Here is a 21,340-nt window from a genome sequence, read left to right as displayed (position 1 = left end):
GATAAATTTTCAAGCTATGGAAAATAACAATACACGAAGAAATTTTATAAAACAAACGGCAATACTTTCAACAGGAACAATTATTGGTTCTAGCTTATTTAATTCAGTATTAGCGGCTGAAAACACTTTAAAAGTTGAAAATCAAGTCATGGAATCAGAATCTGAAAACTTTCAAGGAAACTACAGCCTTCCGAAATTATCGTATGCGTATGATGCGTTAGAGCCACATATTGATAAAGCCACAATGGAAATTCATCATGGTAAACATCATCAAGCCTATGTAACGAATTTGAATAAGTCCATAGAAACTTTAGATAACAACTTAGTGGAACATTCTAAATCACTGGAGAGTATCTTTGAAAAAATGTCGAAATTTCCAGAAGCAATTCGTAACAATGGTGGCGGACACTACAATCACAGCCTGTTTTGGAGTATAATGAAGCCAAATGGCGGCGGTACTCCAAAAGGGAAATTAGGGGACGCAATAACAACTACTTTTGGTTCTTTGGATGAATTTAAAAAACAATTTAGTGATGCTTCCATGAAACGTTTTGGCTCCGGATGGGCTTGGTTAGTGGTTCAGGACGGAAAATTAGTTATTGGTTCAACAGCAAACCAAGACAATCCTTTGATGCGATTGCGAGGAAAAGGACTAAAAGGGAAACCGGTTTTAGCATTAGACGTATGGGAACATGCATATTATCTTAAAAATCAAAATCGAAGAGCAGATTATATTGCTTCTTTTTGGAATGTAGTCAATTGGGAAGCCGCTGAAGCTTTATTCAATTCTTAAATACTTATCAAAGCCCTGTTTTATTTATAATTCAGGGCTTCAAATTATAGTGCACCTTTTAGATATCCAAATGTCATTTTTAATACAAAAAATTTTCAGTAATTGCACTGAAATACAGCAAGTGATTGCGAGTGTTTTTTATCAAAAATTATAACAATTAAATTTATCTTGTTTAAAACCAAAAAAACAATGCTAATTAATTGTAGTATCTGTGTTAAACAAGAATACACCAGTTGAAACGACCATAAAAAAACATAGCTTTGTAACTTCAAATTAAAGCAATGATTAACCCTTCGGCATCAGGTTGGATAGACAAATTTTTTAGTGAACAAAAATTTTCAAAAGAAGCAGTTTCTAAAACTACTGATACATTTTATCAAAAAGTAAGAAATACTGGTTTTATCTACGGTCATATTATAGCATTTGATACCGTAACAACCATCGAAACGAAAGGTTGGTTCAAAGAAGAGATTTCAAAAGTCGCACTTTTAAATACCTTATACCAAGTTTTTTGTTTGACTAATGAAGATATCAGTTCTGAGAATTTCGTCAAACAAGCAAATACTTTTTACAATCAAATGAATCCTCAGGGATTTAATTTATTTAAAAAAATTCTTCCAAAATATTCCCCTGCTTTAACTTTAGAAAAAATAATTGATCAACGTGTTCAAACTAATGACAGCATCATAAGCAAAAGTTTCTCCCATCTGGTAACTAACGCATTATTATTCATTGACGTGCTTGCTTTTCGCCAATATTTGATACATGGAATAATTCCGGAAAAATATCTGAAAAAAATTGAAGAAACGGTTGTCAATATTGTAACACTTGCGTTAAAAATCAAGTTAGAAAAATCACAATATGATGATTTGTTAATTAAACTTTTTGAAGCCTCGATACGCTACAGCAAATTCTCCAAAGTTTCTGTTCAGAGTTTAGAAACGTTACAATTGGATTATTTTACAAATGAATTAGAACAATATTATTTGATAGATATTGCTGGAATGGCTTTGTGGAGCGATGGGAAAATAGAAAACGACGAGAGATACTTTTTGCATTCTTTAGCTGAGATTTTATCTGTCCCAGATTCTTTTGTCGGCGAAAGTATCTATAGTACCAACGAATTCATTTCTAAACATAAAAAAGAAATACCGTATTTTAATTATTCAAATCCTGTAAAACATTTTTACGACCAAACCACTCAAAGCGTGGTTACACTAATAAGCCGTAATAAAAAACGACTGATTAAGGAAATTGAGCAAAGCAAGGAGTTGATGGTGTTATTAGCCTACTCTACCAGACGAGATTTGGACGAAAAAGAAAAGAAAAAAGTCAAAAAACAACTATTGGAAATTTGCAAAACCATTCCTTCCTTGACTATATTTTTACTTCCCGGCGGTAGTTTATTATTGCCTATTTTAATCAAATTCATCCCTACGCTACTTCCATCCGCTTTTAATGAAAATCTGGATAATGAATGAAAGAAGTATAATAACAAATAGGAAAGAATAAATACATCATTCCATAATAAATATGTGATGCGCCATTTAAAAGACTATTTGTTAAATAATTTAAAAGGGTCTTTTACAAAACCGAACTTTATAGCAGTTGTAGTATTTATGGAAATAGTTAAATTCATCGTTGGTTAAAAAAAAGTGAATTTACCTTACAAGATAATCTAAACATCTGAAGATGTATGAAAGATTCGTAATATTAATGCATCCAAGAATTAGAAGAAGAAATCAGATTGTATTAGTTCCTTATTAAGTAACTCCAAACAAAGCACATTTAAAAAATGAAATTAAACTCAAACAGTGATAAAAAATAAATCGGAACAGAATTAATTTTGTTCCGATTTATTTTTTATCCCGCTTACTCCTAGCCAACTTTGAACTTTTTTATTAATCATTCATCGAGATTAAAAACTCTTCATTATTCTTCGTCTTTTTGAAACGATCATTAATGAAATCCATAGCTTCCACTGGATTCATATCCGAAAGGTATTTTCTCATAATCCACATTCTTTGCAATGTTTTTTGATCCAATAACATATCGTCACGTCGTGTACTTGAAGAAGTCAAATCGATAGCTGGGAAAATACGTTTGTTAGCAATTTTTCTATCCAATTGTAATTCCATATTACCGGTTCCTTTAAATTCTTCGAAAATAACTTCGTCCATTTTTGAACCTGTTTCAGTTAATGCAGTAGCGATAATACTTAATGAACCACCATTTTCAACATTACGGGCAGCTCCAAAGAAACGTTTTGGTTTTTGCAATGCATTGGCATCTACACCACCACTTAATACTTTACCTGAAGCGGGCTGAACTGTATTATATGCTCTGGCCAAACGTGTGATAGAATCTAACAGAATCACTACATCGTGACCACATTCTACCAATCGTTTTGCTTTTTCCAGAACGATATTTGCGATTTTCACATGCTCTTGCGGCTCTCTGTCAAAAGTGGAGGCAATTACTTCTCCACGCACACTTCGTTGCATGTCCGTAACTTCTTCCGGGCGCTCGTCTATCAATAAAACAATCAAATATACTTCAGGGTGATTTGCCGCAATCGCATTGGCAATTTCCTTAAGCAACATCGTTTTACCGGTTTTGGGTTGCGCCACAATCATTCCACGTTGTCCTTTTCCTATTGGTGAAAACAAATCGATTATTCGTGTTGAAATCGTGCTTTGTTTTTCTGCCAACTTGAATTTTTCTGATGGAAAAACAGGAGTTAAATGTTCGAATGAAACTCTGTCACGAACTACTTGAGGATCATGTCCGTTAATTTTTAAAACGCGTACTAATGGGAAAAATTTCTCTCCTTCTTTTGGCGGACGAACCACTCCTTTTACAGTATCTCCGGTTTTAAGACCAAACAATCTGATTTGAGAAGTTGATAGATAAATATCATCTGGCGAGGCCAAATAATTGTAATCTGAAGAACGCAGGAAACCATATCCATCAGGCATCATTTCCAAAACGCCTTCACTTTCTATAATTCCGTCAAATTCAAAATCGGAAGCAGCAAAATTACTTTTCTTATTTTTGAAATTCGGATTTTGATTCCCATTCCCATTTCCGTTTGGATTTGCGATAGGATTCTGTTTGTGTAATTGATTTGGGTTAATCTTTTTTGCGGGAGCAAGAGGATCTTCTGCTTTATCTTCAGTTGCTTTTTCTGAAACTAACACATCCTCTGTGTTTGCGTCTTTTATCTCTTCTTTATCCTTTTTTAAAGCAATTTTTTTCTCGTAAGCTGATTTATTAAATTTAATTACCTTACCTACTTTTGTCTCATTCCCCTCAGATTCTTGTTTTGCATCCAGTTCTTCTTTTAAAACAACTTCAGTCGGAAGATTATTTTCATCATTGCCTGTCGTTTCTGCAATTTCTTCCGTTTCAAAAAGAGAATTCTTCACCGCTTTTTGAATGGCTGTTTTTTTAACAGGAACAATTCTATTTCTTTTAGGTTTATCGTCTTCAAGATTACCTTCCACTTTGGTATCTGTTGCAGCGTCAAGATTAGCCACTTGATGATCCAAAATCTGAGTGATTAAAGTATCTTTTTTTACACCGTTAAATTTTATGGTTTTAGCTGATTTAGCTATTTCTTGAAGCTCAGAAAGCTTCATTTCTTTTAATGCAGAAATATCAAACATGAATGTTCTATGAGTTTAATTAATTTTTGGAAATAATGTAAAAGATAGGTAGTAAACTTTAAGTTGAATCAACCGCAGTATGAAGTGCTTACGGAATTATGATGCAATAATACGAATAAAATTTAATCAGACAATAGTATTTATAAAAAAGAAAATATATTTTTGTAAAACATATTAAACAAATGATACAGCGAATCCAGACTATTTATTTATTACTTGCTTTTGTAGTTACTGGCATTTTACTATTTTTTATTCCGTTATGGACAATGAGCGATAATAAGGAATACTATTTTATGCAAAGCCAAGTATACACCATACTATTGGGATTAAGCACTACTCTTTCTTTATTGAGTATTGTTTCCTATAAAAAAAGACAAAATCAGTTTGTTATTGGCAGATTGAATATCATATTAAATTTGATTTTATTAGGATTGTTTGTATATCGTTCACTAAATCTATCTGGAGAAACAGTTACTGTTTCGGAGAAAGGTATTGGGATGTTTCTACCTGTAGTTGCTATCGTGTTATTAGTCTTGGCTAATAAGGCCATCAAAAAGGATGAAGATCTTGTAAAATCTGCGGACAGATTGAGGTAAACCTATAAACTTTAGTTTATTAGTGCGAAGGAAACCCGAATGTAACAATTCGGGTTTTTTTGTACCGCTATTTTTTGTGATTATTACACATTTTTTTAAAACATTTGAGGCAGAATTCGTTTATCAAGCAACTAAATTAGTTATGGTTACGATATTGCTTATTCATTAAAATAAATAATAATAATAATAATAATAAAGGTTTTAAAAATAAAGAATCTATTGTTTTTTTCATAAATTTGGCAATAACAATCACGATATGTTAAACAAAATACGAATTCATCTAGCTGATGACCATCAAATTCTTATTGATGGAATCAAAACTTTACTACATACCAATCCTAAATTTGAAGTAGTTGGGTTTTCAGTGAATGGAAATAGTGTATATGAAGAAGTACTCCAAAACAAATCAGACATCCTTATTTTGGACATTAATATGCCCGAAAAAGATGGAATTGAAGTCATTAAAGAGTTTGCTTTAAAAGGTTTTCCTTGTAAGATTATTATTTTATCCAGTCACGATGATTTGAGAATAATCAAAGAAGTAATGAAATTAGGAAGCAGTGGTTATTTGACAAAAAAATGTGCCGGAGAAAATATTGTTGAAGCGATTCAGTCTGTTTACAACGGGGAGGAATATTTCTGTAAAGCTGTTCGAGAGAAAATATTCAGCACTGTTACTAAAGACAATCCAAAATTAAACAAATCTTATCTACAAGGAAACTTAACATTGACCGAAAGAGAGCTGGAAATTATTACTTTGATATCACTTGAATTCAGTGGTAAAGAAATTAGTGACCAATTATTTATTAGCGTAAATACGGTGGAAACTCATCGAAAAAACATTATGAAAAAACTGGATGCCAAAAACTCAATAAGTTTGGTAAAATATGCCATTAAACACCAATTGATTAAATCCTAAGTTGGCAATCTAAAATAACATTCACTTCCACACAATTCCCTCAACAAAGTAATAAACCTAAAAAAAATCAAAGTATCTATGTTATACCGACAAATAATTATAGTATTGCTTTTATTACTTAATTTTTCAAGAAATACCGTTTTTGCACAAAAAAAGATACCTACAAAAAAAGAAGTCACTTTGGTTTCTAATCAAGCTATACTGCTAATGAAAGAAGGCAGTTACGAAAAGTCATTCATACAATCAAGACTGGCTTTAGGCAAAGCAATCCAACTCAAAGATGACAATCTAATTGCGGGTGCTTACAACACTATTGCTGCAAATTTTGACCAGTTATCTGAATATGACAAAGCTTTTTTCTATTACCATAAAGGCTTAACGTATGCCAACAAAACCAATAACGATGTTTTAAAAAACTGGATCAACAATAATTTAGGCAACATTTATTGTTTTGATAAGAAGCAATATGAAAAAGGGATTTATCACTATAAAAAATCGTTACAATACAGCACCAGAATAAAAGACTCAGCCCAAATAGTGTTTACGAAACTCAATTTGACATGGGCCTATTTTGATATTGGCCGTTATAATGATGGACTACCCTATCTAAAGTACATCAACAAACATCATAAAAAACATGGCGACATCTCTACTATTGTTGCACTAAACATGCTTAATGGGATGTATTATAATTATAAAAATGACACTGAAAAAGCACAATTTTTTTTCAAAAATTCGATAAAATTAGGAAATGAAGGAAATGAAAAATCAGACTTATCTTATTCACATCATGAGTATTCTAAGTTTTTATTAAAAAATGGTGATTATAAAAACGCCTATAAAAATCTGTCTCTTTTCAATTCCATCACCGCAGAATTAAACAACGAAGAAAGACTCAATAAAGCCAATGCTGCCGGAATAAATCTTGAAATTGACGAATACAAAAGGGAAATTGATAAAATAGAAAGCGAGTTTAAAACTAAGGAATATGTGTTATTACAAAAGCAATCCAGAAATAAAAAAATTGTAATTGTAGTCATTCTCATTTTACTATTCTTACTCATCCTTTTCTACATATCATCAGAAAACGCTAAACTAAAGCAGAAAAATAAACTAAAAGACCTCCGAAGTAAAGCTCAGGAAAACATGATCAATGCGTCCATAAACGGGCAGGAATTAGAACGGAAAAAAATAGCTTCTTTTCTGCACGATAACATTAGCGCATTGCTTTCGTCGGCAGGATTACATCTTCATGCTCATACGTCTCAAAATCAATCTTCATCGGAAGAAATTATAAAAACCAAAGCCATTCTCGAGGAAGCGCACAATCAAGTTCGGGATTTATCTCATGAACTGATGCCTTCACTTTTGGCGAGATTTGGCTTATTTGATGCATTGGACGATTTATGCGAAAAAAATTCCAATTCGATTCTTCATTTTGATTACTCTAGTTCTGTGGAAAGAAAAACGCGTTATGATGAAGATTTCGAAATGAAAATTTATTTCATTATTATGGAACTTCTCAATAATACCCTAAAACACAGTCATGCGCATCACGCAAGATTAAACATTCATGAAAACAACGATTTTCTGGATATTGATATTATGGATGACGGAAAGGGATTTGATTCCAGCAAATTTCATGTTCTGGAAGGTTTTGGTCTCAACCAAATCAGAGCTCGAATTAACAATCTCAAAGGAACTATTACTGTAGATTCCAAACTTGATTCTGGCACAAGAATAAAAATAATGGTGCCTATCACGTATCAGAAAAAAATAATCAGACCCGTTTTTCAATCTCAATAATTTCCATATCCTTGATTTTGTCTCCTTCAATCACAAAACGTAACATCGTGCGGACCTGATGAAAACCACTTTTTCCGGCAGCTCCCGGATTCATGTGCAATAAATTATGTTTCTTATCGAATATGACTTTTAGAATGTGCGAATGTCCACAAATAAACAATTTTGGAGGATTTGATTCCATCTCCGCTTTAATAGTCGGACTGTATTTCCCAGGATAACCGCCAATATGCGTAATCCAAACATCGACTCCTTCACACATAAATCGGTTGTGCAACGGAAATTCCAGTCTGGCTGTGGCATCGTCAATATTACCATACACGCAACGCAATGGTTTTAGCTTTTTTATCGCATCCGTTACAGCCAAATCGCCTATATCGCCGGCATGCCAAACCTCGTCAGCCTGTGCGACATATTTCAAAATCGTGTTATCAACGTGACTGTGCGTATCAGAAAGCAGGAGTATTTTTTTCAAAGTAATTTTTTTAGGAGCAATTTGCTTCGCCAGTTCGCTTCGCTCGTGTCCCGCTATCCGTTTCAATCTTTATTATTTTTTAAGAAAAAATAATAAAGGATTTCCACTGCTATCTGGGCTAGGATTTTGTGGTAAAAATAAACATTCGAATTCTAAATAAAAAATCAAATCGAAACTTAACAAACTTTGCGTCTTAGTGATTTCGTGGCAAAAAAATTAATAAGTATCTTTGTGGCTTCAAAAAAATTCACTTGAGATATTTCATCAAATTAGCATACAACGGAACCAATTATCACGGCTGGCAATGCCAACCGAATGCTGCTTCTGTTCAGGAAACGCTAAACAAAGGATTTTCGGTGCTGTTAAATACACCTATCAATCTTATGGGAGCCGGACGAACGGACACCGGTGTTCATGCTAAAGAGATGTATGCTCATTTTGATTTTGAAAACCCATTTGACATTCCAAATTTAGTACACAAACTCAACTCCTATTTGCCTAAAGACATTGTTATTTATGACATTATTCCAGTTCATGATGAGGCGCATACCCGTTTTGATGCCACAAAAAGAACCTACGAATACCATATCAATACGTTCAAAGATGTTTTTTCGCAGGAAAAAAGTTGGTATTTCCATCAAAAATTAGATATTGATTTGATGAATGAAGCGGCGCAACTACTGTTCAATCATACTGATTTTCAATGTTTTTCAAAAGTAAATACGGATGTGAATACGTTTGACTGCACAATTTTTGAAGCCAATTGGAAATTAGAAAACGGCAATTTGATTTTTACCATTTCTGCCAACCGTTTTTTACGAAATATGGTGCGTGCCATTGTGGGGACATTAGTAAACATAGGATTACACAAGATTACACTGGCTGATTTTACTGCCATTGTAGAAAGTAAAAACCGAGATAAAGCGGGTTTTTCGGTTCCGGCACATGGTTTATATTTATCCAAAATAGAATACGAATACATTACGCAATAGCCCTGATAGCAGTGAAAATCCTTTTATGTTTTTTCTTTAAAAACATAAAAGATTGCAACGGATAGCAGGAACAGCTCCAAAAAATATGAAAGCAAAAGCATTTGATACCCGATTATTCAAACGAATATTAAAATTTACCAAACCCTATCAGTGGCGTTTTAATGGTGTGATTATTTTCGCCATTTCGCTATCGGTATTTGCGGCGTTGCGTCCGTATTTATTGAAACAAACCGTTGATGGTTACATCTCGACCCAAGACCAACAAGGATTATTGATGTATGTAATCCTAATGGGAATCGTACTTTTACTAGAGGTATTTTCTCAATTTTACTTTGTATATTGGGCGAACTGGCTAGGCCAGGACATTGTAAAAGACATTCGAACAAAATTATTTCGCCATATTCTGAGTTTCCGAATGAAATATTTTGATCACGTTCCAGTGGGCCAACTCGTGACGCGTTCGGTTTCGGATATTGAATCGATTGCCCGAATTTTTAGTCAAGGATTATTTATGATTATCAGTGACTTGATGAAAATGGTTGTAATACTGGCTTTTATGTTCTACATGAACTGGAAACTGACTTGGATTGTGATTGTGGCAATGCCAATTCTGGTTTTCTTCACGCGTATATTCCAAAAGAAAATGCAGGTCGCTTTCGAGGAAGTGCGTACCCAAATTGCCAATATGAATTCCTTTGTGCAGGAACGCGTAACGGGAATGAAGATTGTCCAATTTTTTAATCGTGAAAAAATTGAATACGAAAAATTCAAAAGTATCAATGACAAACACAAAAAAGCCTGGATAAAAACCATTCTTTATAACTCCATCTTCTTCCCCATTGCGGATATTATTTCGTCTTTAACACTTGGTTTTATTGTATTGTATGGTGGAATCAAAATATTAAACGGAGATAACTTTACCACTTTTGGAGATTTATTTTCGTACACAATGTTCATCTCAATGTTATTCAATCCGTTGCGCCAAATTGCGGATAAATTCAACGAGATGCAACTGGGAATGATTGCAGCGAACCGTGTTTTTGACATTTTGGATACCGAAGATCAAATTCAGGATACCGGAATTATTGAAGCGCCAATCTTTAAGGGAGACATCGAATTTAAAAAAGTTTGTTTCGGGTATATTCCAGATGAAGAAGTGATTAAAGGAATTGATTTACAGGTCAATGCCGGACAAACGATTGCTATTGTAGGCTCTACAGGTGCCGGAAAATCAACGATAATTAACTTACTGAATCGTTTTTACGAAATCAACAGTGGTTCCATTTATATTGACAATCATAATATTGAAAATTACTCATTGAGTTCCCTGCGAAAACAAATTGCGGTTGTATTGCAGGATGTTTTCCTTTTTGCCGATACTATTTTCAATAATATCACCTTAAATAACCCTGAAATTAGTCGCGAACAAGTTTTGGCCGCAGCCAAAAAAATTGGCGTACATGAATTCATCATGAGCTTACCGGATAATTATGATTTTGATGTGAAGGAACGCGGCGTTATGCTTTCTTCCGGTCAACGCCAACTGATTGCTTTCTTGAGAGCGTACGTGAGCAATCCAAGTATTTTGATTCTGGACGAAGCCACGTCATCAATAGACACGTATTCCGAAGAATTGATTCAGCGTGCTACGGAAACGATTACCAAAGGCAGAACATCAATTGTCATTGCGCACCGCTTGGCAACGATTGTCAACGCTGATAAAATTGTGGTGATGGATAAAGGTTTAATTGTAGAACAAGGAACACACCAAGAATTAATCAACCGCGAAAGTGGGTATTACAAGAATTTGTACGATTCCCAATTTTCGGTAGCAAATTAGTTTTTGCTGCAAAGAAATAGAAGGAGCAGAGGAACAGAGGAATAGAGGAACAAAGAAGCAAAGGCACAGAGAAGCAAAGGATTCAAGATTAAAATCAGTGTTAATCCGCTGAATCCGTGTCATCCGCATTTCATTTTTCAACAATGAGACTAAGAAAGTTAAGAGTGAAATCTGTTGAATCCATGTCCGTAAATTTCACTTTACTTTTTTACAAAGATGCAGCAGTAAAAAAAACAAATCTGGATTTACACTTTTGCAATTAGTTTAAAATAAAAGTGTTTTTCTGAAAATTTGTTTGTTTCCCACTTTATTACTTCGAAACTTTCTCAAAACAGAATAAATTCTTAAATTCGCCCAATCAATTAAATAAGAAAAACACGTTAAACGAAATGAGTTTTTACGAATTCATTTCACCAATAAAAAACAAATAAAAAACTTTAAAATGAAATACGATATTATAGTTTTAGGAAGTGGTCCGGGTGGTTACGTTACTGCTATTAGAGCATCACAATTAGGCTTTAAAGTAGCCATAATTGAAAAAGAAAACTTAGGCGGTGTATGCTTGAACTGGGGTTGCATCCCTACGAAAGCGTTACTAAAATCAGCTCAGGTTTTTGATTATCTAAAACACGCTTCTGATTATGGATTGACTGTTTCATCATTTGATAAAGACTTCCCTGCTGTTGTACAGCGCAGCCGCACAGTGGCTGACGGAATGAGCAAAGGGGTTCAATTCTTGATGAAAAAAAATAAAATCGACGTGCTTGATGGTTTTGGAAAACTTAAACCAGGAAAAAAAGTTGATGTAACTGACAAAGAAAATAAAGTTACGGAATACAGTGCGGATCATATTATCATTGCAACGGGAGCCCGCTCTCGAGAGTTGCCAAACTTGCCTCAAGATGGTGTAAAAGTGATTGGATACAGACAAGCGATGACATTAGCAACACAACCAAAATCAATGATTATTGTTGGTTCTGGTGCAATTGGAGTTGAGTTTGCACACTTTTACAACTCTATGGGAACTGAAGTTACTATCGTAGAATTTATGCCAAATGTAGTTCCTGTTGAAGACGAAGATATTTCGAAACAAATGGAGCGTTCTTTGAAAAAAGCAGGTATTAAAATCATGACAAACTCATCAGTAGAAAGAATTGATACTACCGGAGCTGGAGTAAAAGCATTTGTTAAAACGGCAAAAGGAGAAGAAGTTTTGGAAGCTGAAATTTTACTTTCTGCTGTTGGAATCAAAACCAACATTGAAAATATCGGATTAGAAGAAGTGGGAATTGCCATTGACAAAGATAAAATTTTGGTAAATGCTTACAACCAAACGAACATACCGGGCTATTACGCCATTGGTGATGTTACGCCGGGACAAGCGTTAGCGCACGTAGCTTCTGCTGAAGGAATCAATTGTGTGGAGAAAATTGCAGGACTTCATGTAGAGCCTATCGATTACGGAAACGTACCGGGTTGTACCTATGCAACTCCAGAAATTGCTTCTGTAGGATTGACTGAAAAACAAGCTAAAGAAAAAGGATACGAACTGAAAATTGGAAAATTCCCATTCTCAGCGTCAGGAAAAGCGAAAGCTTCCGGAACTCCGGATGGTTTTGTAAAAGTAATTTTTGATGCTAAATACGGAGAATGGTTAGGATGTCACATGATTGGAGCCGGAGTTACCGATATGATTGCTGAGGCGGTTGTGGCGCGTAAACTGGAAACTACAGGACACGAAATCCTAAAATCAATTCACCCACACCCAACGATGAGCGAAGCGGTTATGGAAGCGGTTGCTGATGCGTATGGCGAAGTAATCCATCTGTAAATAGATAAAATAATGTAGACATACACGGTAGAGACGCATCGCAGTGCGCCTCTACATAACGTTTTGAAAAAGAAAAATATTAATCCGATTTGTGAAAGCAAATCGGATTTTTTTATGGGATTAATGCATTGTCAAAATGAATCGTCAAGCATAAGAATTATGAAAGTTTTAAAAAGAATTACGTAACAAAAATTGCAGCCCTTATTCCGTAATTTGGATACATTAAAATAATTAATTAATCGAAATCAATTTTCTTTTTATAACTATTTAAATAGATGTCTTATGAAAAATATTTATCTTAATGCCGGAACAATAAATGAAGTTTTTAGTGACCTTAAAACTTCTTTTGATGGCGTTTTGAATTCAAACAACAACGAATTTAAATTAGCACTGGATACTGATTTGATTAAGGGAAATATTGATGCGGTAACATTCATAAATGGTATTACTTCTATTCAGGTTAACATGAAATTTGCAGATGATGTAACGCTAAGTATGGAATCATTAAGCGCCTCGTCGATTGTATTTGCGTATTGCACTGACGGAACTTTCAAACACAGCTTTGGTATATCTGGTCACCAGTCAACACTTAGAAAACACCTTTCAACAGTTGTCACCAGCAGGAGAAGTATAAATACTATATTACATTTTAAAAAAGATACAGCTGTTCAGTTTTCGATTATAAAAATGGAGACCACCGGCTTAGCACAAACCAACAATGATTCTTTAATTTCGAATTTGAAGAAAACCTTTTTAGACAAACAACAAAATTTTAGCTATCAGGGCATTCAAAATTTGAGAATCGCAAAAAAGTTTCAACAGCTTAATGCTGTTACGGAGCAGGGAATGGTGGGGTATATCATGAAAAAAGACATTGTTCAATCCATATTAGCGATGGAAATTGATAACAATACCGACACTATAATTAGAATGTCACGCGTCATCAAACGTTCGACTTTACATCAAATAAATGAATTAAAAAAGATATCCAATTTTATCAAACAGCATACTTTTGATGCAATGTACAGTAAAGTTATTAGTTCAAAAAACAGAATTTTTATCAAGTAACTTTTAGCGAAATTTCATTATTGAACTACCACCCACTTAAAACTTTTTATCATTTCAAAAATCCACATAATATATTTTTGATGTCAGGAATATTAAACCGATTGGCGAAAGTCAATCGGTTTTTTTCATGGTAGAATTCATAACACAAAGCATCCATTTTGTGGGAATTTAACATATTAACATTTATTTACATAGCAGGGTAATGAACCTATTCAATTCTGCTCTATATTTGTATTTCGAGTCTTTTTTCTCGTTTAATTCTGATTTTATTCTATTATAAATGAGTACTGAAACCAACCGTTTTTCGAATACACTGCATGAAAACCAAAATAAAAATTGGGTAAGAGCCATCGATTCATCTAAAATTATCAATTGGATTGATGATTTGTTCAAAATATTATTCCCGGAGAAAGCCTTGGAAACCATCCAAATCGAAATGCTTTTAGACCGAAACAAAGCTAATTTTATCACTATTTTATCTGAAATTGTAAAAGACAAAACGGCCAATGAAATTCTCGATGATGCCGAAGCTTTTTACACCGGACTTCCGGAATTGTATCATTCGATGCAAAAAGACGCACAAGCAATTCTCGATACGGATCCCGCTGCCGATTGTATTCAGGAAATAATCAATTCCTATCCCGGATTTTTTGCCATAGAAGTCTATCGTATTGCCAATGCAATTGCTTCCCGAACCTCTTGCCTGCTTCCACGAATTCTTACCGAATATGCGCACAGCAAAACGGGAATCGACATTCATCCTAGTGCTACTATTGACGTTCCGTTTATGATTGATCATGGAACCGGAATCGTCATTGGCGAAACCACAATAATAGGGAAATATGTCAGCATTTATCAAGGAGTGACTTTGGGAGCGTTGCAAGTCGAGAAAAGCATGCAGGAAAAAAAACGTCATCCAACCGTAGAAGATCATGTAATTATTTATGCCAATGCCACTATTTTGGGTGGAAGCACCATCATAGGAAACCACAGTATCGTGGGTGGAAACACGTTTATTACCAAGAGTGTAAATCCGTATTCATTTGTCATGCAGTCCAATAAAAATACTGTTTTGAATCAACAGGAAATAAAAGATATTAACTTTTTCTCCATATAAATATTATGAAATACAACAATATACTCGAAACAATAGGCAACACGCCGCACGTAAAAATCAATCGTTTGTTTGGTGCCAACCACAATGTCTGGATCAAACTGGAACGTGCAAATCCTGGAGCCAGCATCAAGGACAGAATCGCTCTTGCTATGATTGAAGATGCAGAAGTCAAAGGATTATTAAAAGCGGGAGGAACTATAATTGAAGCCACTTCCGGAAATACAGGAATTGGACTCGCGATGGTTGCGGCCGTAAAAGGCTATAAATTAGTGTTAGTCATGCCAGAATCAATGTCGATAGAAAGACGCCGACTCATGAGCCTTTATGGTGCCGAATTTGTATTGACTCCCCGTGAAAAAGGAATGAAAGGCGCACTGGTAAAAGCACAGGAATTAGTAACTGAAATACCAAATTCTTGGTCACCGCTGCAGTTTGATAATCCTGCCAATATTGAAATTCATAAAACAACCACCGCTCAGGAAATTATAAAAGCATTCCCTGACGGACTGGATTACTTGATAACTGGAGTAGGAACCGGCGGACACATCACGGGTTGTGCCGAAATACTGAAACAACATTTTCCCAACCTGAAAGTATACGCCGTCGAACCGGAAACTTCACCTGTTATTAGCGGAGGCGCAGCTGCTCCCCACCCTATTCAAGGAATTGGAGCAGGATTTATCCCCACAAACTTACATACCGATTTACTGGACGGAACCATCCAAGTAAGCAAAGATGAAGCATATGCCTATACCCAAAGAGCCGCCAAAGAAGAAGGAATGTTCGTTGGAATTTCATCGGGAGCATCACTGGCGGCAGTAGCCAAAAAGCTTCTCGAAATTCCCGAAAACGCAACAGTGCTAACTTTTTGTTACGACACCGGCGAACATTATTTAAGTATTGAAGGCTTATTTGTATAAACGGAAATCTCCTTTAAATACAAACCGATTTGTGAAAACAAGTCGGTTTTTTTGTGACGTTTATTTTTTTGTGGCGTGTCCTTGTTGCAGTGCTATTGTAAAAATTACTTTATTTAGTGCGGCAACAAGGTCAGGCTGTATGTTGCAATCTTTTATTGCGCTACGCTTCATAAAAGGATTTTCACTGCCATCCTTCACGCAATACCGACTAATCAAAAGCTCACACACTTATAAGAACCATCCCACAAATACCAAAGCTCTTTCAATAATTTGTAAATAATTATTTATATATTTGGGAAACATAAAACGAAACAAAACTTTACCAATCACTTTTTAATAGATTGACTGCAGTTTTTTTTGGAGTAAATCGGCATTACTTGTAAATAATAAGAAAACCAAATAACAAAAAAAAATTAAACAATGAAGAGTGAATGGATTGCAAAATACGAAGAAACCGTCATTAAGATAACTACTAATTGGTTCAGTGGGGAAAAACTTTATGTAAATAATGAACTGCAAGATGAACAAATAAATTTTATTACCCCCAGTAATTTATCAGGTAATCTAATAAACAAAGAGGGACAAAAGTTAGATATTAAAACAAATACTTCAGGTTTTTTTACCGTCAGTTGTAGATTATTTATTGATAATAAAAAAGTAGAATTAAAACAAACTAAATAGATTGTGAACTACTGAATCAAAAGTTGATTGAAATGAACATCTATGCAAAGTGTTCTTCTGGAGAATAATTCTGCTCTTGAGAGCACTAATAAATCACAATCGTTAGCGCAACTCATAATGTCAAACTTAAAACAAACCAAATATGAAAAATTTCACTTTCTTCCTCGCTATTTTTATGATGATTTTTGTTTCCTGCTCGCCAGATGATTCAACAACTATGAATGAAAAAATTATCGGTGGCTGGAATTTAACAAATATTACGCAACAAAAGGACAACCAACTAAAGGTTTTACAAAACGGCAATTCTAAGTTTGAGTTTAAATCAAATAGTGTTAATATTAATGGAAATACCTATTTAAACGAAACTGGTAACTATTCATACACAATTAGTAATGAAAATTATTTTAATCCTGATTTGATAGAACCCAAAAACAATATTTTAAAAATTGGAAATAATAAGTTTGTTATAGAAATAGATTCTGACGGTAAAAATTTAATATTAACTAATTATTCAGACGGAAAAATTAAATATCACTTATCCAAATAAAAGTGTTCCAACAGCCAGAGTATCGTTAAATACTGTAAATGAATAATGCAACCTATATTTAACGAACAGTAACCGGATTGCAAAAATTACCTAACTAATAAAATATGAAAAATTTACTGTTATTACTCACAATTTTTTTTTAAGTTGCTCACCAAATAAGGAAGAAGAAATTCTGATTTTGGAGCAAAAACCTGCCAATAAAGTAGAATTGAAAATTAATGGAGAGAAAATTACTGATGAAATAATTGATGTTAGTTCTTTTTATATCTGCGATGAAAAAATAAATGTAAGTGTAAAGTCAAAAAAAGGTAATGTTACCTCTGAATTATTCACCATTGAAATATTACGAAATGGAGAATTATCTTATGCGAAATTTGTTAACAAAAAATCTTTTTCTAATAAGGACTTTTCAACGCCTGATTATATACCATCTTCAACTATTCGTATTGAAGAATTTGAATTCGTTGCGAATAAGAAGCTGAAAATTAAATTTAGTGGCACTTTATTAAAAAGAATTTACACTTTAAAAAGCAATTCCGAATCCATACAAATAAATGGCACTATTGAAATTAATGAATTTGGAAAGAGTACTTGTAATACTTTTAATGATTACATAAAATTAAATGATCAAATCAAATTTTCTGATATAACTAGAACTGAACAAGAATCTTCGGCAAATTTATCAGTTAGGTATGAATCAAATTCTTTAAGTGGATACAACATTCAATTCAAAAACTTCACAAAATTCCTGACTAAGATGCCACTTGGCACTTATTATTTCGACGATTTAAGTAACACCGAAAAACTAGAATTTAGAAAATATATTGGAATTCCAAAATGTTTTGGCACACACACCATCATAGCTGAAGACTGGAAATTATATTCAACAAATGGCAGTTTTACAATTGTTGAAAAAACAATGATTGATGGCCGTTTAGTCGTAAAACTTAAATTAAATTTCACAGCAACTTACAACGGAATTGAAGAATATAATTTCACAAATGCAGAATTTGAAACAACATTGTAAAAAAATATCTGCAAAAACTAAAGTGTAGCAACTTAATTCGCAACAACAAATAAATTCGTGTGGAACGGAACCGATTTTAAGTACTTTAATAATATGGCATTTTTGCAATGTTTTTCAGCTTAGATTTTTCATTTTTTTTTTCACATCTGAACTTTCTGATGCCATTCTATATTGTTAAAATTACTGCAAGCATTGCTTCAAATTAATCGCTACTTTATTATTTGTTAAATTAATTAAACAAATAATATAAATGTGTATATTTGAGTATCTTAATTTAATTTAAACTTAAAACATTGATTATGAAATTAGTAACAACAATTAGTGCATTTGTATTATTAGGAGTAATCACTACTTCTTGTGGAGAGAAAAAACAAGCTGATACAACAGAAATGGCTGATACTACAGTAGTGGCAGTAGACACAATGGCTGTTGCTGAAACACCAAACATTGTAGGTGTAGCTTCAGGGAATACTGAATTTTCAACGCTGGTTACGGCAGTAAAAGCAGCGGGATTAGTGGAAACACTAAGCGGGGATGGTCCTTTCACCGTTTTTGCACCAAATAATTCAGCATTTGATAAACTTCCTGCAGGAACTTTAGATGGTTTATTGAAACCAGAAAGTCTTGATAAACTGAAAGCAGTTTTAACGTATCATGTTGTATCAGGAAAATTTGACGCTGCAACAGTAATTGATGCAATCAACAAAAATAACGGAAAATATACCGTTACAACTGTTCAAGGTGGTACAATCGTTTTAAGCTTGAAAGACGGAAAAGTGATGTTGACAGATGCAAAAGGCGGAACTGCAACAGTTGTTCTTGCTGATGTAGCTGCATCTAACGGTGTCATTCATGCAATTGATACTGTAGTTATGCCTAAATAAGGTTTTTAACTTATTCTTTTAAAAACCGTTGTAGTAATGCAACGGTTTTTTTTATGAGATGTCACGAACAAATAAAAGTTCTTTTTTTGTCACAAACAAGAGCTTTGACTTACTTTGAAATGGAAGCACATTTAACTATAATTTCAAACAGCAATCATTTGTTGTGAATGTGCGTTTAAAACAAAAGTCATAGGACCCGAATGCTTGAAAAAGTTAACCACAAATTATACTCTTTTTTTTAAAATTAAATAAGAATTCGTAGCTGAAATAATCGACAAGTATTCGCGGACATTCCTAACATTTAAAAGGTTATATCAAAATTAAATAATTTAGCTAAATACATATTATGAAATACTTTACTCTTATACTTCTACTTTTCGCAATCCTAATCGGTTGCGAAAACAAAGATAAAAATTCATTACCAATTCCAATAACAAACGATGCGCAAGACACCGTTATTATTGCTGAAGAAAGCAAGGAAAAGATTCCAGATAGTACTGCGATTGTTGAAACTAAAATCACGCAAGGATTGATTCTGACTTCTAATGCGTTACAAGTTATAAATAAAAACACCGGTTCTACGTCTGAAATTCCTTTTGGCAAACCATTGGACCAAATGATTGAAATCGTAAATAACGTTCTCCAATCCAAACCAAAATCTATTGAGGTAAATAGTGAATGCGGTGCCGGACCTTTAAATATGGTAACATGGAACAATGGTATAACAGTAGTATTTATAAAAAAAGAATCTGAATCAAAAACAGCAGAAACCGAATGGTACTTTGCGGGTTGGTTCCTGGGCGGTAATTCAGCGAATATTCCAAAGATTGCTACAATGGCAGGAATTAGCATTGGATCAACTAGAGCTGAAATGGAAAGCGCTTATGTGATCACGGTTTCCAAAACCAGTTTAGGACACGAGTTTTCGACTTCATCGGGATTATTTGGTATTTTTGATGGGCCAGGTAAACAAGCAAAAATTACAAATTTATGGAGTGGTGTAAGTTGTAATTTCAGATAAATTAAATACGGTTCAACCAATGGATTTAAAAACTTAAAATTCTGAAAAATAGTAGTCTAAAATAAGATTTATTTACGTTAAAATAAAATTTACAATTACAGTAACTAATTTTTTTTAGTATATTCCTTTTAATAAATTAACCTAAACTATAACCATTAACCACATTAATACTATGAAATGGAAATTATCCTTTTTTCTTCTTTTTATCATACCATTTTTGGCGTATAGCCAGAAAACTGACGAATCAGCCAAAATTATCAGCCTTTTAGAAAAAGAATCGGCAACATGGCGCGCCAGCGACGGAAAAGGCCATGCCGAATGCTGGCACATACAACCGTACAGCCGCATCTTGATTTCAACTACAACCGGAACAACAATCGATGTCCCTCCTGCCGTAATGACATATACCGACACAAAAAAAATGGGCAACGGCGGCTCTTCCGTAAATACAAATTACAAAATGAGCATTCAGAAAAATACTGCATGGGTCAGCCATGACGAAGTATCAACGGCTAAAGACGGTACAAAAAGTTACTCTTATGAAATTAGAATGTTAGAGAAAATTAAAGGAAAATGGAAATTAGTGGGACAGTCCATTCATGTTTACAAATCAGAATAATTTATTTTTAACTTGTTGAGTAAAGTTACTCATCATTAAGAATTTCGGAAAAAAACAAAAAAACAAACGCATTTCAACTCAGCTAAATGCAAGCTCCTCAAACGGAAAAAGGATTTATACAGCCTAATTCTTGAGTCTACAGAGCTTCGATTTACAGTAATAAAGGAAATGTCTTAATAGAAATATATAAAACTATGTTTTTATGAAACTAGATTCAATTAATTAATGCAACTCTCAGGAAAATCGATAAGACAATTTTTTCGAGAGAGAGGGCAAAAAAGCCCTCTCTCTCGAATGGAATAAATTGTCTTTATTTGCTCCTGACCAAAGTTGTAAATAATGAGCCATTTAACCCGCGAACAAAGATATACTATTAGCGTATTATTAGAACAAAATTTCAGCAAAAGCCAAATAGCATTATTTATTAAAAAGGACAAGTCTGTCTTAACACGAGAGCTACAACGTAATTGTGATTTACGCAGTGGTAAATACGATGCAGATTTAGCTCAACGCAAATATGAAAAGCGACAGAAAGCCAA

Annotated in this window: 20 protein-coding genes; 18 read left to right on the top strand and 2 right to left on the bottom strand. The window is 33.8% G+C overall.

Translation table 11 applies throughout. The annotated features are described in order from the left end of the window. The first annotated feature begins 16 nt into the window (after nt 1-16). The gene (locus BMZ76_RS13140; RefSeq protein WP_167547467.1) at nt 17-793 is read left to right on the top strand and encodes a superoxide dismutase; all 777 of its coding nucleotides are present in this window, start codon (nt 17-19) and stop codon (nt 791-793) included. A 281-nt stretch (nt 794-1,074) separates the two neighbouring features. Then, on the top strand, nt 1,075-2,274 hold the full coding sequence (locus tag BMZ76_RS13135) for an LETM1-related biofilm-associated protein (protein WP_091207549.1): 1,200 nt from the start codon (nt 1,075-1,077) through the stop codon (nt 2,272-2,274). 420 nt (nt 2,275-2,694) lie between these two features. Here BMZ76_RS13135 and rho read toward each other — a convergent pair whose 3' ends face one another. Continuing rightward, complete coding sequence (gene rho / locus BMZ76_RS13130; RefSeq protein ID WP_091207546.1) at nt 2,695-4,461, bottom strand: transcription termination factor Rho; 1,767 nt, start codon at nt 4,459-4,461, stop codon at nt 2,695-2,697. A 182-nt stretch (nt 4,462-4,643) separates the two neighbouring features. Here rho and BMZ76_RS13125 point away from each other — a divergent pair, with 182 nt between their 5' ends. The 3 genes from BMZ76_RS13125 (at nt 4,644) to BMZ76_RS13115 (ending at nt 7,782) form a co-directional block, all read left to right on the top strand. Then, nucleotides 4,644-5,057: a DUF4293 domain-containing protein gene (locus BMZ76_RS13125; RefSeq protein WP_091207543.1), complete on the top strand. Its 414-nt coding sequence runs from the start codon at nt 4,644-4,646 to the stop codon at nt 5,055-5,057. 256 nt (nt 5,058-5,313) lie between these two features. Further along, entirely contained in the window at nt 5,314-5,976 is a 663-nt protein-coding gene (locus BMZ76_RS13120) for a response regulator (protein WP_091207539.1), read from the top strand. Nucleotides 5,977-6,054: 78 nt separating this feature from the next. Then, nucleotides 6,055-7,782 carry a tetratricopeptide repeat-containing sensor histidine kinase gene (locus BMZ76_RS13115; protein ID WP_091207536.1) on the top strand — a complete coding sequence of 576 codons (1,728 nt, stop codon included), beginning with the start codon at nt 6,055-6,057 and terminating at the stop codon, nt 7,780-7,782. On the opposite strand, the gene BMZ76_RS13110 is transcribed toward BMZ76_RS13115, so the two are convergent. Further along, nucleotides 7,757-8,254, bottom strand: a complete 498-nt coding sequence (locus BMZ76_RS13110; RefSeq protein WP_091207712.1) for a metallophosphoesterase family protein — start codon at nt 8,252-8,254, stop codon at nt 7,757-7,759. The two genes, BMZ76_RS13115 and BMZ76_RS13110, sit on opposite strands and share 26 nt — an antisense overlap. Nucleotides 8,255-8,505: 251 nt before the next feature. On the opposite strand from BMZ76_RS13110, the gene truA reads away from it, so the two are divergent. The 13 genes from truA to BMZ76_RS13045 form a co-directional block, all read left to right on the top strand. Then, nucleotides 8,506-9,246, top strand: coding sequence for a tRNA pseudouridine(38-40) synthase TruA (gene truA, locus BMZ76_RS13105; protein ID WP_091207533.1), 741 nt, complete (start codon nt 8,506-8,508; stop codon nt 9,244-9,246). An 85-nt stretch (nt 9,247-9,331) separates the two neighbouring features. After that, nucleotides 9,332-11,086: an ABC transporter ATP-binding protein gene (locus BMZ76_RS13100; protein WP_091207529.1), complete on the top strand. Its 1,755-nt coding sequence runs from the start codon at nt 9,332-9,334 to the stop codon at nt 11,084-11,086. 442 nt (nt 11,087-11,528) lie between these two features. Next, the gene (gene lpdA, locus BMZ76_RS13095) at nt 11,529-12,917 is read left to right on the top strand and encodes a dihydrolipoyl dehydrogenase (protein ID WP_091207525.1); all 1,389 of its coding nucleotides are present in this window, start codon (nt 11,529-11,531) and stop codon (nt 12,915-12,917) included. Between the two features lie 282 nt (nt 12,918-13,199). Next, nucleotides 13,200-13,985, top strand: a complete 786-nt coding sequence (locus BMZ76_RS13090) for a hypothetical protein (RefSeq protein WP_091207522.1) — start codon at nt 13,200-13,202, stop codon at nt 13,983-13,985. A gap of 280 nt (nt 13,986-14,265) precedes the next feature. Continuing rightward, nucleotides 14,266-15,102, top strand: a complete 837-nt coding sequence (locus BMZ76_RS13085) for a serine O-acetyltransferase (RefSeq protein ID WP_208857667.1) — start codon at nt 14,266-14,268, stop codon at nt 15,100-15,102. A gap of 5 nt (nt 15,103-15,107) precedes the next feature. After that, the gene (gene cysK, locus BMZ76_RS13080) at nt 15,108-16,022 is read left to right on the top strand and encodes a cysteine synthase A (RefSeq protein ID WP_091207518.1); all 915 of its coding nucleotides are present in this window, start codon (nt 15,108-15,110) and stop codon (nt 16,020-16,022) included. Between the two features lie 420 nt (nt 16,023-16,442). After that, complete coding sequence (locus tag BMZ76_RS13075) at nt 16,443-16,703, top strand: hypothetical protein (protein ID WP_091207515.1); 261 nt, start codon at nt 16,443-16,445, stop codon at nt 16,701-16,703. Between the two features lie 142 nt (nt 16,704-16,845). Then, on the top strand, nt 16,846-17,250 hold the full coding sequence (locus tag BMZ76_RS13070; RefSeq protein ID WP_143071094.1) for a hypothetical protein: 405 nt from the start codon (nt 16,846-16,848) through the stop codon (nt 17,248-17,250). Nucleotides 17,251-17,428: 178 nt separating this feature from the next. After that, a complete protein-coding gene (locus BMZ76_RS13065) occupies nt 17,429-18,277 on the top strand; it encodes a hypothetical protein (protein WP_091207509.1) in 849 nt (282 codons plus the stop codon). Between the two features lie 299 nt (nt 18,278-18,576). Next, the gene (locus BMZ76_RS13060; RefSeq protein ID WP_091207505.1) at nt 18,577-19,161 is read left to right on the top strand and encodes a fasciclin domain-containing protein; all 585 of its coding nucleotides are present in this window, start codon (nt 18,577-18,579) and stop codon (nt 19,159-19,161) included. Between the two features lie 346 nt (nt 19,162-19,507). Beyond that, entirely contained in the window at nt 19,508-20,182 is a 675-nt protein-coding gene (locus BMZ76_RS13055) for a hypothetical protein (RefSeq protein ID WP_091207502.1), read from the top strand. Between the two features lie 172 nt (nt 20,183-20,354). Next, the gene (locus tag BMZ76_RS13050) at nt 20,355-20,801 is read left to right on the top strand and encodes an endo-arabinase (RefSeq protein ID WP_091207499.1); all 447 of its coding nucleotides are present in this window, start codon (nt 20,355-20,357) and stop codon (nt 20,799-20,801) included. Between the two features lie 339 nt (nt 20,802-21,140). Beyond that, on the top strand, nt 21,141-21,340 hold a 200-nt coding region (locus BMZ76_RS13045; protein WP_143071093.1), incomplete at its 3' end, for a helix-turn-helix domain-containing protein.

The sequence above is a fragment of the Flavobacterium xueshanense genome, assembly GCF_900112975.1.
Classification (GTDB): domain Bacteria; phylum Bacteroidota; class Bacteroidia; order Flavobacteriales; family Flavobacteriaceae; genus Flavobacterium; species Flavobacterium xueshanense.
Note: the sequence above shows the minus strand (reverse complement) of the source record. Positions and strands in the feature narration are given on the sequence as shown.